General features: G+C 50.3%; 12 protein-coding genes. 9 read left to right on the forward strand and 3 right to left on the reverse strand.

The window, feature by feature from the left end; translation table 11 throughout:
• Positions 1-19: 19 nt before the first annotated feature.
• On the reverse strand, positions 20-580 hold the full coding sequence (gene nudE / locus LVQ77_RS14805; protein WP_134185664.1) for an ADP compounds hydrolase NudE: 561 nt from the start codon (positions 578-580) through the stop codon (positions 20-22).
• A gap of 329 nt (positions 581-909) precedes the next feature.
• Here nudE and LVQ77_RS14810 point away from each other — a divergent pair, with 329 nt between their 5' ends.
• From LVQ77_RS14810 to pckA, 5 genes are all read left to right on the forward strand, one after another.
• On the forward strand, positions 910-3,051 hold the full coding sequence (locus LVQ77_RS14810; RefSeq protein ID WP_232863794.1) for an intracellular growth attenuator family protein: 2,142 nt from the start codon (positions 910-912) through the stop codon (positions 3,049-3,051).
• 60 nt (positions 3,052-3,111) lie between these two features.
• Positions 3,112-3,792, forward strand: a complete 681-nt coding sequence (gene yrfG, locus LVQ77_RS14815) for a GMP/IMP nucleotidase (protein ID WP_151993670.1) — start codon at positions 3,112-3,114, stop codon at positions 3,790-3,792.
• The gene (gene hslR / locus LVQ77_RS14820) at positions 3,792-4,193 is read left to right on the forward strand and encodes a ribosome-associated heat shock protein Hsp15 (RefSeq protein ID WP_064514338.1); all 402 of its coding nucleotides are present in this window, start codon (positions 3,792-3,794) and stop codon (positions 4,191-4,193) included. Before yrfG ends, hslR begins: the two co-directional genes overlap by 1 nt.
• Before the next feature lie 27 nt (positions 4,194-4,220).
• Positions 4,221-5,099, forward strand: a complete 879-nt coding sequence (gene hslO / locus LVQ77_RS14825) for an Hsp33 family molecular chaperone HslO (RefSeq protein WP_232863795.1) — start codon at positions 4,221-4,223, stop codon at positions 5,097-5,099.
• Positions 5,100-5,510: 411 nt separating this feature from the next.
• On the forward strand, positions 5,511-7,130 hold the full coding sequence (gene pckA / locus LVQ77_RS14830; RefSeq protein ID WP_232863797.1) for a phosphoenolpyruvate carboxykinase (ATP): 1,620 nt from the start codon (positions 5,511-5,513) through the stop codon (positions 7,128-7,130).
• Positions 7,131-7,238: 108 nt separating this feature from the next.
• On the opposite strand, the gene envZ is transcribed toward pckA, so the two are convergent.
• Both envZ and ompR read right to left on the reverse strand, forming a co-directional pair.
• Positions 7,239-8,591, reverse strand: a complete 1,353-nt coding sequence (gene envZ, locus LVQ77_RS14835; protein ID WP_151993674.1) for a two-component system sensor histidine kinase EnvZ — start codon at positions 8,589-8,591, stop codon at positions 7,239-7,241.
• Positions 8,588-9,307, reverse strand: coding sequence for an osmolarity response regulator transcription factor OmpR (gene ompR, locus LVQ77_RS14840; RefSeq protein WP_001157751.1), 720 nt, complete (start codon positions 9,305-9,307; stop codon positions 8,588-8,590). The genes envZ and ompR overlap by 4 nt, the downstream gene beginning before the upstream one ends.
• 237 nt (positions 9,308-9,544) lie before the next feature.
• On the opposite strand from ompR, the gene greB reads away from it, so the two are divergent.
• The 4 genes from greB (at position 9,545) to feoB (ending at position 15,585) form a co-directional block, all read left to right on the forward strand.
• A complete protein-coding gene (greB, locus tag LVQ77_RS14845; protein WP_064514344.1) occupies positions 9,545-10,018 on the forward strand; it encodes a transcription elongation factor GreB in 474 nt (157 codons plus the stop codon).
• A 121-nt stretch (positions 10,019-10,139) separates the two neighbouring features.
• The gene (locus LVQ77_RS14850) at positions 10,140-12,473 is read left to right on the forward strand and encodes a Tex family protein (RefSeq protein WP_232904788.1); all 2,334 of its coding nucleotides are present in this window, start codon (positions 10,140-10,142) and stop codon (positions 12,471-12,473) included.
• A 511-nt stretch (positions 12,474-12,984) separates the two neighbouring features.
• A complete protein-coding gene (gene feoA, locus LVQ77_RS14855; RefSeq protein ID WP_232904789.1) occupies positions 12,985-13,209 on the forward strand; it encodes a ferrous iron transporter A in 225 nt (74 codons plus the stop codon).
• A gap of 54 nt (positions 13,210-13,263) precedes the next feature.
• Positions 13,264-15,585, forward strand: a complete 2,322-nt coding sequence (gene feoB, locus LVQ77_RS14860; RefSeq protein WP_232904790.1) for a Fe(2+) transporter permease subunit FeoB — start codon at positions 13,264-13,266, stop codon at positions 15,583-15,585.
• Positions 15,586-15,589 lie beyond the last annotated feature (4 nt).

Here is a 15,589-nt window from a genome sequence, read left to right on the forward strand (position 1 = left end):
ACGGGCTTTAAGAGAAAAGTTACAAACGCCCCTGCTCTTTCAACCATTCACGCACGAGGAAAAGCGCACTCACATTCCGCGCTTCGCTAAAATCTTCCTCGTTAAGCAGATCAAGCATTGATTCTATCGGCCAAAGCACTTGCGGTAGTTCTTCTGGCTCATCACCTTCCAGAGATTCTGGATAGAGATTTTCAGCAATCACGATGTTCATTTTGCTGGAGAAATAGGATGGTGCCATCGTCAATTTTTTCAAAAATGTCAGCTGATTAGCTCCGAAGCCAACCTCTTCTTTCAACTCGCGGTTCGCTGCTTCAAAGACCGTCTCGCCCGGGTCAATTAACCCTTTAGAGAAGCCAAGTTCATATGATTCCGTGCCAACCGCGTATTCGCGAATCAAAATCAAATGGTTATCAACGATAGGGACTATCATTACAGCTTCGCGGGCAGATGGGCGCATGCGCTCATAGACTCGGCGCACACCGTTGCTGAACTCCAGGTCCACCGTTTCGACATTAAACAGCCGTGAACGAGCCACTGTTTCAACATGTAAAATGGTCGGTTTTTGTAATGGTTTGCTCATCGTTGCAGGGCTAACAGTAAATACAGGTGCTCCATTGTGCGTTATGCCACATATCTCACGCAACGGACATTAGTTATTATTTACATTTTTGCAACTTTAGGTGATTTTTCAAGACCTCCGTCACGTGTCAATAGACGACAAATGAAATAGGAATTTGCTGATATTTCTCGTAAAGTCGCTTTGCTAACATTATGTTACAGCAGGCTATACATACAAAAATGCCTCAAGATTGAGGCCGTACCTGCCGATAACGTTTTTTACACCCAGATGCTGTAAAGGGTGCAACTTGCTGCGTTTTAATAAGAAAACGAGTGTTTGATGGGGAAGGCATGAGCACCTTATTACTTCTTTTAGCTGCTATGCTGGCCTGCATCTTAATTGCGGGGTGGCTTATCTGGCGCAGCCTGCGTTTACGCGCTCGTGCTTCACAAGCCCAATCGTTTAGCGGTGCAACTTCGCGCAAGTTGACCACAGACGAACGCAGCGCCGTTGAAAACTATATTGAATCATTAGACCGCACGCAGGATATCGTGGGGCCTTCAGGTGCCAGTGCTGCACCGACAAAACTAGTATTAAATTCCCTGAGCAACACAGCACTTGCTCTCACACGCTCCATCACCCGCTATGGCTTATCAACTGACGACCCGAATAAGTGGCGCTATTACCTTGATTCAGTAGAGGTACATCTTCCGCCATTCTGGGAACAGTACATTACTAACGATAACTACGTTGAGTTGATTCGTACTGAAACCATGCCGTTGGTTATCTCCCTTAACGGGCACACCCTTATCGACTACAGCAGCGAAAATCGTGGTTTTGCACTGGAACAAACTCCTCATAGTCAGGCCTCTATTCGTGGCGAAGAAAGCGAACAGATAGAGCTGCTCAATATCCGCCAGGAAACGCCCGAAGAGTATGCACTGAGCCGCCCCGATGGGTTACGCGAAGCCATTCTTATTTGTGTCGCCTTTGTAATGCTGTTTTTGTGCCTGGTTACGCCTGCAGTTGTGTTGCCGTGGTTAGTCGGTGGTGCATTTATGCTACTGGCTGCGAGCCTTTGGGGCCTATTTGCGCCTCCGGCAAAGAATGCGCTGCGTGAGGTCCACTGTTTACGTGGGACACCTAAGCGCTGGGGGCTTTTTGGGGAATCGAATCAGGATCAGGTTAACAATATCTCTTTGGGGATAATTGATCTGATCTACCCTGCGCACTGGCAACCTTATGTTGCTCAGGACCTGGGGCAAAAAACCGATATTGATATTTATCTCGACAGGCATGTTATTCGCCAGGGTCGATTCCTGTCACTGCATGACGAAGTACGCAACTTCCCTATTCAGCATTGGGTTCGCAATCTGGTGATTGCCATTGGAAGCCTGGCCGTTTTAATCATGCTGACAATTTGGGTGCCGCTGGAGATGCCTTTAAAACTGAGTATCTCCAAGCTAAAAGGCGCGCAAACTATAGAAGCGACCACCGTAGCTGACCTCGATAAAACGACGCTTCGTGTTGGTGATACGTTGAAAGTAAACGGTACTGGCATGTGCAATATCCACACGCCTAGTAATTATACCAATCGACAATCTTATCCGTTTACCCCCTTCGACTGTTCGCAAATCATCTGGAATAACGCACAGGCGTTGCCGTTGCCTGAATCCGATATTATGGATAAAGCCACAGCACTAACTCAGGCGGTGAGTGGGCAAATTCATCCGCAAACCAGTGATGATTCAAAAGTTAACCCGCAGCTACGCAGCGCTATTCAGAAATCAGGCATGGTGTTGTTGGATGATTTCGCCGGTATTGTGCTGAAAACACAGGCACTATGTACCGCAGAAGATGAATGTGTGCGCCTGAAAAATGCGCTGGTCAATCTGGGTAATACCAAGGATTGGGATACGCTGACTAAGAAGGCAGATTCAGGAAAACTCACTGGCGTAAATGTTCTGCTGCGACCGGTCAGTGCCGAGTCACTAGATAACCTGGTCACCACCTCGACAGCGCCGTTCTTTATTCGTGAAACAGCACGCGCAGCACAGTCTCTGAACAGTCCTGCTCCTGCTGGATATGTGATTATTAGCGATGAAGGAAGTGATCTCGTAGACCAGCCTTTGCCACCGGTTCCGTTGTATGACATTCCGGCCCAGGAGCAGTGGAGTGAATTCCAACGCCTGGCAGATATGCTGCTTAAAACACCGTTTAGTGCCGAGGGCATTATTACCGGCATCTACCAGGATGCTAACGGTACGCAGCACATCACCCTGCATAAAATCCCAGATAGCAGCAGCATGTGGCGCTACATCAGTACTACACTGTTGCTTATCGGCATGATTGCCTGTCTGCTCATTAACGGCGTGCTGGCGATTCGCCGCTATCGCCGCAGCCGCAATCGCCTGGCGCAAATCCAGCAGTACTACGATAACTGTATAAATCCATCGTTAACCACGATCTCCGCTGTACGCCCGCTGTTCTAAACGTCACGCGGCAGGTTGTGCTAACCTGTCGCGCAGTTTCCTCTAATCAGGTCCGAACCTATGCATATTGATATTGCCTGGCAGGATGTCGATACCGTATTGCTCGATATGGACGGCACATTGCTGGATCTCGCGTTCGATAGCCACTTCTGGCAAAAATTGGTGCCAGAAACAGTCAGTGAGCAAAGGAACATTCCACTGGATGAAGCCCATCAGTTGATCGCCCGCGAATATCACGCCGTACAACATACGCTAAACTGGTACTGCCTGGATTTCTGGAGTGAGCGTCTTGGCCTGGACATTTGTGCCATGACTACAGCTCAGGGGCCAAACGCGGTGATACGTGAAGATACGGTCCCGTTTCTTGATGCCCTAAAATCCTGTGGCAAACGTCGTATTTTACTGACGAATGCTCACCCACATAATCTGGCTGTCAAACTTGAGCACACTGGTTTAGCTCAGCACCTTGATTTATTGCTTTCCACCCACACATTTGGTTATCCGAAAGAAGATCAGCGGTTGTGGCAAGCCGTTGCCGAGCATACCGGGCTGGAACCCGCCAGAACGCTATTTATTGACGATAGCGAAGCTATTCTGGATTCCGCCGCGAAGTTTGGTATTCGTTATTGCCTGGGCGTGACCAATCCCGATTCTGGCCAGGCTGACAAAACTTATCAGCACCATCCGGCATTGAACGACTATCGCCGACTACTCCCGAAGTTGATATCTAAGGAGTCGTGATGAAAGAAAAATCGTCTGAAGGTGTGCGTCTCGACAAATGGCTGTGGGCTGCACGTTTTTATAAAACGCGTGCTATTGCCCGGGAAATGGTTGAAGGCGGTAAGGTGCATTACAACGGGCAACGCAGCAAACCGAGTAAAATCGTTGAGCTGAATGCCATGCTGACGCTACGTCAGGGCAATGACGAAAAAACCGTTAAAGTGCTGGCGCTAACTGAACAGCGCCGCCCGGCCACCGATGCCTCGCAGCTTTATGAAGAGACAGCAGAAAGTATCACTAAGCGGGAAAAAGTAGCGCTGGCACGCAAAATGAACGCGCTGACCATGCCCCACCCCGACCGACGCCCGGATAAAAAAGAGCGTCGTGATTTGATGAAATTTAAACACGGTGGCAACGAATAAAAGATGTCATCCGAATGAGAGAAAATTATGACCCAACACGACCAACTACATCGTTACCTGTTTGAAAACTTTGCCGTTCGCGGTGAACTGGTAACGGTTTCAGACACCTGGCAGCAAATCATGCAAAACCATGATTACCCAGCCCCGGTAAAAACCATTCTTGGTGAATTGCTGGTCGCAACCAGTCTACTGACTGCAACGCTGAAGTTTGATGGTGATATTACTGTGCAATTGCAGGGTGATGGCCCAATGACCCTTGCAGTGATTAACGGCAACAATAACCAGCAAATGCGTGGTGTTGCGCGTTTTAAAGGTGATATCCCTGCCGATGCGGATCTGAAAACGTTGGTTGGGAATGGCTATCTGGTCATTACTATCACCCCGGCTCAAGGAGAGCGTTACCAGGGTGTTGTTGGGCTTGAAGGTGATACTCTGGCGGCATGTCTGGAAGATTACTTCTTACGTTCCGAGCAGTTACCAACGCGTCTGTTTATCCGTACTGGTGATGTTGAAGGCAAACCAGCTGCGGGCGGCATGTTGCTGCAAGTTCTGCCAGCGCAAGATGCGCAGGCTGACGACTTCAACCACCTGGCGGCACTGACTGAAACCATCAAGGCTGAAGAGTTGTTGACCCTGCCAGCTAATGACGTGCTGTGGCGTTTGTACCACGAAGAAGAAGTGACACTTTACGATCCGCAAGACGTTGAATTTAAGTGTACTTGTTCACGCGAACGCTGTGCCGATGCACTAAGAACTCTGCCGGATGAAGAAGTGAATAGCATCATTGCAGAAGAAGGCGAAATCGACATGAACTGTGATTACTGCGGTAATCACTATGTGTTCAACGCCATGGACATTGCAGAGATCCGCAACAACGCATCCCCAGCCGATCCGCAAGTGCATTAATGCCTTCTGCCCTTCCGTTTGTGGAAGGGCAAATCTCCGTTTCATAGAATTGAGTGCTTAATCACACCTCGTCCGTTAATCGCACTATTTTTTAACATATTCAGAATATTTTCCCTGCCGTATTAGCATTTCCTGCCATACTCTCACCCCGTTGTGACTCGCTTCACAGCGTTTTCCGCTATACCCAAGCTATTCAAAATGCAGGTAGGCGGCAATCGAATGAATCCCGAGGAGCTTACTCAAGTAAGTGATTCGGGTAAATGAGAGCAGCCAACACCCCCCCGCATTTTGAAGGGCGAAGGGTATATATGGATTCGAGTGGATGCTCAAATCTATGATAGGTGTCGCGGTTAACAACCAATAAACAACCCTACAATCTCAGGCAGTACAAATTGGCTAAGGAGCAGTGAAATGCGAGTTAAAGGCATAACCCCGCAAGATCTCAAGGCTTATGGAATTCATGACGCAAGTGAAGTGGTTTACAACCCCGATTACGACACTCTGTATCACGAAGAACTCAACCCCAATCTGGAAGGTTTTGAGCGCGGCATAGAAACCAATCTCGGTGCAATAGCCGTAGATACCGGCATATTTACCGGCCGTTCCCCAAAAGATAAATACATCGTCCGTGACGACACCACCCGCGACACCCTGTGGTGGGCAGATAATGGCAAAGGTAAAAACGACAATAAACCGCTAAGTGAAGAAACCTGGCAGCATCTGAAAGGTCTGGTTACTACACAACTCTCTGGCAAACGTCTCTTTATTATTGATGCTTACTGCGGTGCGAATGCAGACACCCGTCTGTCGGTGCGTTTTATTACCGAAGTGGCCTGGCAGGCTCACTTCGTTAAGAACATGTTCATCCGTCCAACCGAAGAAGAGCTTGAAACATTCGAAGCAGATTTTGTGGTAATGAATGGCGCCAAGTGCACCAACCCACAATGGAAAGAGCAGGGTTTGAACTCTGAAAACTTCATCGCGTTTAACCTCACCGAGCGCGTGCAGCTGATTGGCGGCACCTGGTACGGCGGCGAAATGAAGAAAGGGATGTTCTCGATCATGAACTACCTGCTGCCGCTAAAAGGCATCGCTTCAATGCACTGTTCGGCAAACGTCGGTGAAAAAGGCGATGTTGCTGTGTTCTTTGGCCTTTCTGGCACAGGCAAAACAACGCTTTCTACCGATCCGAAACGCCGCCTGATTGGTGATGACGAACACGGATGGGATGATGACGGCGTGTTCAACTTCGAAGGCGGTTGCTACGCAAAAACGATTCGTTTATCCCAGGAAGCAGAGCCAGAAATTTATAATGCGATTCGTCGTGATGCGCTGCTGGAAAACGTAACGGTACGTGCCGATGGTTCAATTGATTTTGACGATGGTTCGAAAACCGAGAACACCCGAGTTTCTTACCCGATTTACCATATTGAAAACATCGTTCAGCCGGTTTCGAAAGCCGGGCATGCCAAGAAAGTTATCTTCCTGACGGCTGATGCTTTTGGTGTATTGCCACCTGTTTCGCGCCTGACTGCCAACCAAACCCAGTATCACTTCCTGTCTGGCTTTACCGCCAAACTTGCGGGTACCGAGCGTGGCATTACTGAACCGACTCCAACTTTCTCTTCCTGTTTTGGCGCTGCATTCTTATCGCTGCACCCGACACAATACGCAGAAGTGCTGGTGAAACGCATGCAGGCGGCAGGTGCACAGGCCTATCTGGTTAACACTGGCTGGAATGGCACAGGTAAGCGTATCTCCATTAAAGACACGCGCGCGATTATCGACGCTATTCTCAATGGTTCTCTGGACGATACCGAAACCTTCACGCTGCCAATCTTTGGTCTTGCTGTTCCAACAGCACTGGCAGGTGTGGAAGCCAATATTCTGGATCCGCGTAAAACGTACGCATCACCAGAACAGTGGCAGGAAAAATCGGAGCAGCTGGCTAAGTTGTTTATCGAGAACTTCGAGAAATATACCGACACTCCAGCGGGTGCAGCCCTTGTAAGCGCAGGGCCGAAGCTTTAATTTTCGAATAGCGAATGTAAGGTGGATTAGCGCAAGTGGCATCCACCATCTACGCTAACCCGACCTACAAAAAAGCGAACCTTAAAGGTTCGCTTTTTTATTTATCACTCAGCTTTCTTTTAGCTGGCTGACCGTTTTGTTCATCGGTAACGGTAAATAAGCCCGTATCCGCAAACCGCCCCGCTCGCTAACGCCGATATCCAACAGGCCGTTATGGTTGTCGATAATACGCTGCACAATCGCCAGCCCTAAACCGGTGCCGCTGGTGCTCCGCGCGCTATCGCCACGCACAAAAGGCTGGAACAGGTGTTTGAGCTGGTCAGGTTTAATCCCTGGGCCGTCATCTTCCACCTGGAACCAGGCGCGGTTTAACTCGCCGCCACTGCTGACTTTAATCCAGCCATTTCCGTAACGCGCAGCATTCACCACCATATTGGCCACGGCACGTTTAATGGATAACGGGTGGATGTTGACCAGCAATTCGCCGGCTTGCAGATCGGTGTCGATTTCTCGCTCGTATCCACTTTCCGCAGCCACCACTTCGCCCAACACGGTATTGAGATCGGCAGTTTCCAGCGGCATCTCTTGCCCTGTACGCAGGTAATCGATGAACTGCTCGATTATCGCATTACACTCTTCGATATCTTTGTTAATCGATTCAGACAGATAGCCATCTTCTTCACTCATCATTTCTGTTGCCAGACGAATACGAGTGAGGGGGGTACGCAGATCGTGACTAACACCCGCCATTAGCAGCGTGCGGTCATCGGCGAGTTGCTTCACACCAGCAGCCATATGGTTGAAGGCTCGCGTTACCGAGCGCACCTCAGAAGCACCATATTCACGAAGCGGTGGTGGAATGATCCCCTTACCTACTTGCAAAGCAGCATGTTCAAGGTCAACCAAGGGTCGGTTCTGAATACGAATAAACAGCCATGCGCCACCTATCGCCAGCAGCATTATTGCAAGCGTATAGCGGAACAGTGGTGAGAAGTCGCCCTGATGAATTTCAGTCAGAGGAACGCGAACCCAGATATTCGGTGACAGCCAAGTCTTCAACCAGACAACTGGCGAGCTTTTGTTAACCTCAACACGAACTTCGGTTGGGCCACCCAACTGCTGCGCCATTTGATGGCTGAGGAATTCGTAATGCTGAGCCCAACGTAAACCCGCGTCTTCCGCCGCTTCATTGGAATAAAGAGAGATACCCAATTCACGGTAGATTTCACGCCGAAATGCAGGCGGAACCACCAGTTGCGTGCCATCTTCCAGTTGCAGCTTATCGGTCATCAGCATACGGACTTCGTAAGCCAGTACCTTATTAAACTGTTGCAAACTCGGCAGAATGGCGAAGTTCAACACCACAAGATATGTCGTCACCAGGCTGACGAACAGCAAGGTGACGATCAGTAACAGCGTGCGTGCAAACGAGCTTCTGGGGGAGAAGCGGACTCGCCTCATGCCTTGGAACCGTCCGGCACGAATACGTAGCCCAGGCCCCATACGGTCTGGATATAGCGTGGATGCGCAGGGTCTTCTTCAACCATGCGGCGCAGGCGGGAGATCTGCACGTCAATAGAACGTTCCATCGCACTGTATTCACGGCCACGGGCCAGGTTCATCAGCTTATCGCGTGATAATGGCTCACGAGGGTGGCTCACCAGTGCTTTCAGCACCGCGAACTCGCCGCTGGTTAATGGCATAGGCTCATCTTCACGGAACATCTCACGGGTGCCGAGGTTCAGCTTAAACTTACCAAACGCAATAACCGCCTCTTCCTGAGAAGGAGCGCCCGGCAGTTCATTGGCCTGGCGGCGCAGAACAGCACGGATACGCGCAAGCAGTTCACGCGGGTTAAATGGTTTTGGAATGTAGTCATCGGCACCAATTTCCAGACCAACAATACGGTCAACTTCTTCGCCTTTGGCGGTGACCATAATGATTGGCATTGGATTGCTTTGACTGCGCAGACGGCGACAAATAGACAAGCCATCTTCACCTGGTAGCATCAGATCAAGCACCATCAGGTGGAAGGACTCACGGGTTAGCAGGCGATCCATCTGTTCTGCGTTAGCAACGCTACGGACCTGGAAGCCTTGTTCGGTGAGATAACGTTCTAACAGCGCGCGCAGGCGCATGTCGTCATCCACGACCAGAATCTTATAATTCTCTTGCATTCTTATACTCCCAAAGGCACGAACAGTGAGTGCGTATTCTTAAAAAACTGGAGCGTTACGACCAGTCAAATCTGGTATATATTCTAGTCGAAATTGTTACAAAGCATATTAAACAGATGGTTATAGGCACTTTTTAACACAGAATAATGACTTACTTCGCAAATCTCCGGGATTGCCATCACCCTGATATTTCGGTTTAAATCACCTTTAATTGTTTCACCCATGCAAGGCTTGCTGATGAAAACGCCATTAATTACCCGCGAAGGCTATGAAAAGCTCAAACAAGAAAAGGACTACTTGTGGCGTGAAGAGCGTCCAGAGGTGACAAAAAAGGTCACCTGGGCGGCAAGCCTTGGCGATCGCAGTGAAAATGCCGACTACCAGTACAACAAAAAACGTCTGCGAGAAATAGATCGTAGAGTGCGTTATCTCACGAAATGCCTCGAACAGTTGAAGATTGTCGACTATTCGCCGCAACAGGAAGGCAAAGTGTTCTTCGGCGCGTGGGTTGAGATTGAAAACGATGCAGGAAACCAGATGCGTTTTCGCATTGTGGGCTACGACGAAATTTTTGGGCGCAGAGACTACATCTCTATCGATTCGCCGATGGCGCGTGCGTTGCTGAAAAAAGAAGTCGGCGACTTGGCCATCGTGCAAACACCTGCCGGTGAAGCGCAATGGTACGTTAACGAAATCGAGTATGTGAAATAGCCCGCAGGCCAGCAACAGAACCGTCCGATTCATCACCTCTCGGGCGCTGTAGCTGGCATTTTTGCCCTCCAATCCGTATAACTACACCCCTGATATGTCAGTCTACACAGATGAAAAAACCATGATGAATGATTCACTCTGCCGCATTATTGCCAGCGAGCTTAAGGCCAGAAATGAACAGGTTGACGCCGCCGTTCGCCTGCTGGATGAAGGGAATACCGTGCCGTTTATTGCACGTTATCGTAAGGAAGTCACCGGCGGTCTGGACGACACGCAACTGCGTCAACTGGAAACTCGTCTGGGCTATCTGCGCGAATTAGAAGACCGTCGCCAGACGATCCTCAAGTCCATTACCGAACAAGGCAAACTGACCGACGAACTCGCCGCGGCCATCAACGGCACGCTGAGCAAAACCGAGCTCGAAGACCTCTATTTGCCGTATAAACAAAAGCGTCGCACACGTGGCCAGATTGCTATCGAAGCAGGTCTGGAGCCGCTGGCTGAGTTGCTGTGGAATGACCCTTCCCACACGCCGGAAGAAGCCGCTGCAAGTTATGTTGACGCCGATAAAGGTGTTGCCGATACCAAAGCCGCACTCGATGGCGCACGCTACATTCTGATGGAGCGTTTTGCCGAAGATGCGGCGTTGCTTGCAAAAGTGCGTAACTACTTGTGGAAGAACGCGCACCTGGTCGCAAACGTGGTTGCAGGCAAAGAGGAAGAAGGCGCGAAATTCCGCGACTATTTCGACCATCACGAACCGATTGCCACCGCTCCTTCTCACCGCGCCCTCGCCATGTTCCGTGGCCGTAACGAAGGCATTTTACAGCTCGCGCTGAATGCCGATCCGCAACACGATGAACCACCGCGTGAAAGCTATTGTGAACAAATCATTATCGACCATCTCGGTTTGCGCCTGAACAATGCTCCGGCAGACACCTGGCGCCGCGCAGTGGTGAGCTGGACCTGGCGCATTAAAGTGCTGATGCACCTTGAGACGGAGCTGATGGGTACAGTACGTGAACGCGCCGAAGACGAAGCGATCAACGTTTTTGCCCGTAACCTGCATGATTTATTGATGGCAGCCCCTGCTGGACTGCGTGCGACTATGGGTCTCGACCCAGGTTTGCGTACCGGCGTGAAAGTGGCAGTAGTTGATGCAACTGGCAAACTTGTTGCCACCGACACCATTTACCCACACACCGGGCAGGCCGCGAAAGCTGCTGTTGCAGTTGCTGCACTGTGCGAAAAACATAACGTCGAGCTGGTTGCTATTGGCAACGGCACAGCATCGCGTGAAACCGAGCGCTTCTTCCTCGATGTGCAGGAGCAATTCCCGAAAGTCACCGCACAAAAAGTGATTGTCAGCGAAGCGGGCGCATCGGTGTATTCCGCATCCGAGCTTGCAGCGCTGGAATTCCCTGATTTAGACGTATCTATTCGTGGCGCAGTTTCCATTGCTCGCCGCCTGCAAGACCCACTGGCTGAGCTGGTGAAAATCGACCCGAAATCTATCGGTGTCGGCCAGTATCAACACGATGTCAGCCAGTCTCAACTGGCGAAGAAACTGGATGCGGTAGTCGAAGACTGCGTAAACGCCGTTGGCGTGGATTTGAATACCGCCTCTGTGCCGTTACTGACTCGCGTGGCAGGTTTAACGCGCATGATGGCGCAGAACATCGTTAACTGGCGTGATGAAAATGGCCGTTTCCAGAACCGCCAGCAGTTGCTGAAAGTGAGCCGTCTGGGGCCAAAAGCCTTCGAGCAGTGTGCAGGCTTCTTGCGTATTAACCACGGTGATAACCCGCTGGATGCCTCCACCGTTCACCCGGAAGCGTACCCGATTGTTGAGCGTATCCTGGCTGCGACCGAACAGGCACTACAGGATTTGATGGGCAACGGTGAAGCGTTGCGCGGCCTGAGCCCACGTGATTTCACCGATGAGCGTTTTGGTGTGCCAACGGTTACCGACATCATCAAAGAGCTGGAAAAACCAGGCCGCGACCCGCGCCCTGAGTTTAAGACCGCGAAGTTTGCCGATGGTGTTGAAACCATGAATGACCTTCAGCCTGGCATGGTGTTGGAAGGGGCTGTCACGAACGTCACCAACTTCGGCGCGTTTGTCGATATCGGCGTACATCAGGATGGTTTGGTCCACATCTCCTCACTTTCCGACAAGTTCATCGACGACCCGCACAAAGTGGTGAAAGCCGGTGATATCGTCAAGGTGAAAGTCATGGAAGTGGATCTGGCGCGTAAACGTATTGCCCTGACCATGCGTCTGGACGAGCAACCTGGTGAAACCACGCGTCGTAGCAGCGCACCGCGTGAGCAAAACGAGCGCCGCCCGGTACAACAGCAGAAACCTCGTGGGCGTGACAACGCCAACAGCAGTAGCGCAGGCAACAGCGCGATGAGTGATGCACTGGCAGCAGCATTGGGTAAGAAACGTTAACTCTTAATGCTGATTTCCCCCTCTCCTTTCATCAGGAGGGGGCGGAATAAACCTGCATCTATTCCCCAGCGTTAAATTCAGCACAATTTGCCTCTTTCATGCCCGGCAGCTAATGAATAACATTTCTTTAGCATGCGCGATAATTCTTCAGAAAATAGAGTGAGTTTGCGATAGATCAATTTTCGCAAAAATATAAAAACATCACTAATATTTATCAAACATGTAACACATGAAATATCATGACAACATTACCAGAGATAAAATAATAAAATTAGCATTTTAAAATAAACATAACATACTGTTATTAATCAATTTTATATAAAAACAGCATATACACCCAACATTTCTAATAAATAAAATCTCCCTGAAAAAATAAATTCAAACGAGTCATTCGCCACAAAAATAATTATTGAAGAGAGAAACCATTCTCATTATCATTGATTTGTTCGTTATTTCTCCTCAATGCCCAACGATATTTTTAAATACCCGAGCCCAACTCTAAGTAGGTCCTATGCGTTTCTTACCAAGTAGTGCGTGGAAGATTACCGGCTTTTCCAGCGAAATTAGTCCGTCATACCGCCAAAAATTATTATCACTCGGTATGTTGCCTGGTTCTTCATTCAACGTTGTACGTGTTGCGCCGTTAGGCGATCCGATTCATATCGAAACACATCGCGTCAGTTTGGTACTACGTAAAAAAGATCTCGAATTACTGCACGTTGAAGCCATTGCCTGATTGGCGGGGTGAGCGCTCGCGCTCGTTGCTATTTTCTTTAAGTTCACGAAAAAAATGAAAAAATTAACTATCGGCTTAATCGGTAACCCTAACTCCGGGAAAACCACGTTATTCAACCAGCTCACCGGTTCACGCCAGCGAGTGGGTAACTGGGCGGGCGTTACCGTAGAACGTAAAGAAGGTCAGTTTTCAACGCTTGCGCATCAGGTCACACTTGTTGATCTGCCGGGTACCTACTCGCTGACCACCATTTCATCGCAAACTTCTCTGGATGAACAAATTGCCTGCCACTACATCCTGAGTGGTGATGCAGACTTACTGATAAATGTCGTCGATGCATCCAACCTTGAGCGCAATTTGTATCTGACGCTGCAATTGCTCGAACTCGGCATTCCGTGTGTCGTCGCGCTTAACATGCTCGACATCGCCGAGAAGCAAGATATTCGCATTGATATCGACGCGCTGGCCGCCCGACTGGGTTGTCCGGTTGTACCGCTGGTTTCCACTCGTGGCCGTGGCATGGAAGGCCTGAAATTGGCAATCGACCGCCGCCAGCCAAACACCCATAGCGATTTAGTGCTTTATCCGCCAAAATTAATTGAAGAAGCCGACAAACTGGCCACTGAAATGCCTTCCGATATGCCCGCACAGCAGCGCCGTTGGTTAGCGCTGCAAATGCTGGAGGGCGATATCTACAGCCGTGAATATGCCGGTCATGCCGCTGACAAACTGGACGCGGTGCGTGCACAGCTCGCTGAAGAGAACGAAGATCCAGCACTGCTGATTGCCGATGCACGTTATCAAACCATCGCCGCCATTTGTGATTCCATTAGCAACAGTCTGACCGCCGAACCGCATCGTTTAACAGCAATGATGGATAAAATCATCCTTAACCGTTTCCTCGGTTTGCCTGTGTTCCTGCTGGTGATGTACCTGATGTTCCTACTGGCGATTAACATCGGTGGCGCATTGCAGCCCATTTTTGACGGCGGTTCGGCGGCCATCTTTATCCACGGTATTCAGTGGATTGGTGCCACACTTCACTTCCCAAGCTGGCTGACGATTTTCTTAGCGCAAGGTATCGGTGGTGGTATCAACACCGTGCTGCCACTGGTGCCGCAAATCGGCATGATGTACCTGTTCCTCTCATTCCTTGAAGACTCCGGTTACATGGCGCGTGCGGCATTCGTTATGGACCGCCTGATGCAATCCCTCGGCTTGCCGGGTAAATCATTTGTCCCGTTGATCGTCGGCTTTGGCTGTAACGTGCCTTCGGTGATGGGTGCGCGTACGCTCGATGCCCCGCGTGAACGCCTGATGACCATCATGATGGCGCCGTTTATGTCATGCGGTGCACGTCTTGCCATCTTTGCAGTATTTGCCGCCGCGTTCTTCGGGCAGCAAGGCGCGCTGGTTGTCTTCTCGCTCTATATTCTGGGCATCGTGATGGCGATTCTGACCGGCCTGATGCTCAAGCACACCATCATGCGCGGTGAAGCAACACCGTTTGTGATGGAACTGCCGGTGTATCACGTTCCGCACCTGAAAAGCCTGCTGCTGCAAACCTGGCAACGCCTGAAAGGTTTCGTGCTGCGTGCCGGTAAAGTTATCGTCATCGTTAGTATTTTCATTGGTGCGCTGAATAGCTTCTCATTTAGCGGTAAAGAAGTGGACAACATCAACGATTCGGCGCTGGCATCGGTTAGCCGCGTGCTGACCCCGTTACTCAAACCGATTGGTGTCCACGAAGATAACTGGCAGGCGACCGTTGGCCTGTTTACTGGCGCAATGGCGAAAGAAGTGGTTGTCGGTACATTGAACACGCTTTACACCGCCGAAGACATGCATGAAGAACCGTTTGATGCTGCAAGCTTCAACTTGCTCGACGAGCTAGGCGGGGCTGCCGGTGAAACCTGGCAAAGCCTGAAAGACACCTTTAGCCTGAGCGTGCTGCTCAACCCAATCGAAGCCAGCAAAGGCGACGGTGAAATGGCAAGCGGCGCAATGGGCGTGATGAGCAGCAAATTTGGCAGCCCGGCTGCGGCCTATAGCTACCTGATTTTCGTTCTGCTCTACATCCCATGTATTTCGGTGATGGGCGCAGTGGCCCGTGAATCAAGCCGTGGCTGGATGATGTTCTCGGTACTGTGGGGGCTGAATATCGCTTACTCACTTTCCACGCTTTACTACCAGACAGTGACGTTCAGCGCCCATCCGCAATTCAGCCTGGTCTGTATTCTTGCGGTAGTGTTGTTCAACGTGCTGTTGATTGGCGGCCTGCGCCGGGCGCGTAGCCGTGTGGATGTCAGTATCATGTCGACTCGTAAAACAGTCACCGCGCCCTGCTGTAAAAGCAGTGCTAGCGACTGCCACTAGGGAG

It is taken from the genome of Buttiauxella cochleicola (assembly GCF_021282435.1).
In the GTDB taxonomy this organism is placed as follows: Bacteria; Pseudomonadota; Gammaproteobacteria; order Enterobacterales; family Enterobacteriaceae; genus Buttiauxella; species Buttiauxella massiliensis.

Bases quoted from the DNA above. Each gene is read 5' to 3' on its own strand.
- nudE (WP_134185664.1), bottom strand. From the start codon at position 580: ATGAGCAAACCATTACAAAAACCGACCATTTTACATGTTGAAACAGTG.
- LVQ77_RS14810 (WP_232863794.1), top strand. From the start codon at position 910: ATGAGCACCTTATTACTTCTTTTAGCTGCTATGCTGGCCTGCATCTTA.
- yrfG (WP_151993670.1), top strand. From the start codon at position 3,112: ATGCATATTGATATTGCCTGGCAGGATGTCGATACCGTATTGCTCGAT.
- hslR (WP_064514338.1), top strand. From the start codon at position 3,792: ATGAAAGAAAAATCGTCTGAAGGTGTGCGTCTCGACAAATGGCTGTGG.
- hslO (WP_232863795.1), top strand. From the start codon at position 4,221: ATGACCCAACACGACCAACTACATCGTTACCTGTTTGAAAACTTTGCC.
- pckA (WP_232863797.1), top strand. From the start codon at position 5,511: ATGCGAGTTAAAGGCATAACCCCGCAAGATCTCAAGGCTTATGGAATT.
- envZ (WP_151993674.1), bottom strand. From the start codon at position 8,591: ATGAGGCGAGTCCGCTTCTCCCCCAGAAGCTCGTTTGCACGCACGCTG.
- ompR (WP_001157751.1), bottom strand. From the start codon at position 9,307: ATGCAAGAGAATTATAAGATTCTGGTCGTGGATGACGACATGCGCCTG.
- greB (WP_064514344.1), top strand. From the start codon at position 9,545: ATGAAAACGCCATTAATTACCCGCGAAGGCTATGAAAAGCTCAAACAA.
- LVQ77_RS14850 (WP_232904788.1), top strand. From the start codon at position 10,140: ATGATGAATGATTCACTCTGCCGCATTATTGCCAGCGAGCTTAAGGCC.
- feoA (WP_232904789.1), top strand. From the start codon at position 12,985: ATGCGTTTCTTACCAAGTAGTGCGTGGAAGATTACCGGCTTTTCCAGC.
- feoB (WP_232904790.1), top strand. From the start codon at position 13,264: ATGAAAAAATTAACTATCGGCTTAATCGGTAACCCTAACTCCGGGAAA.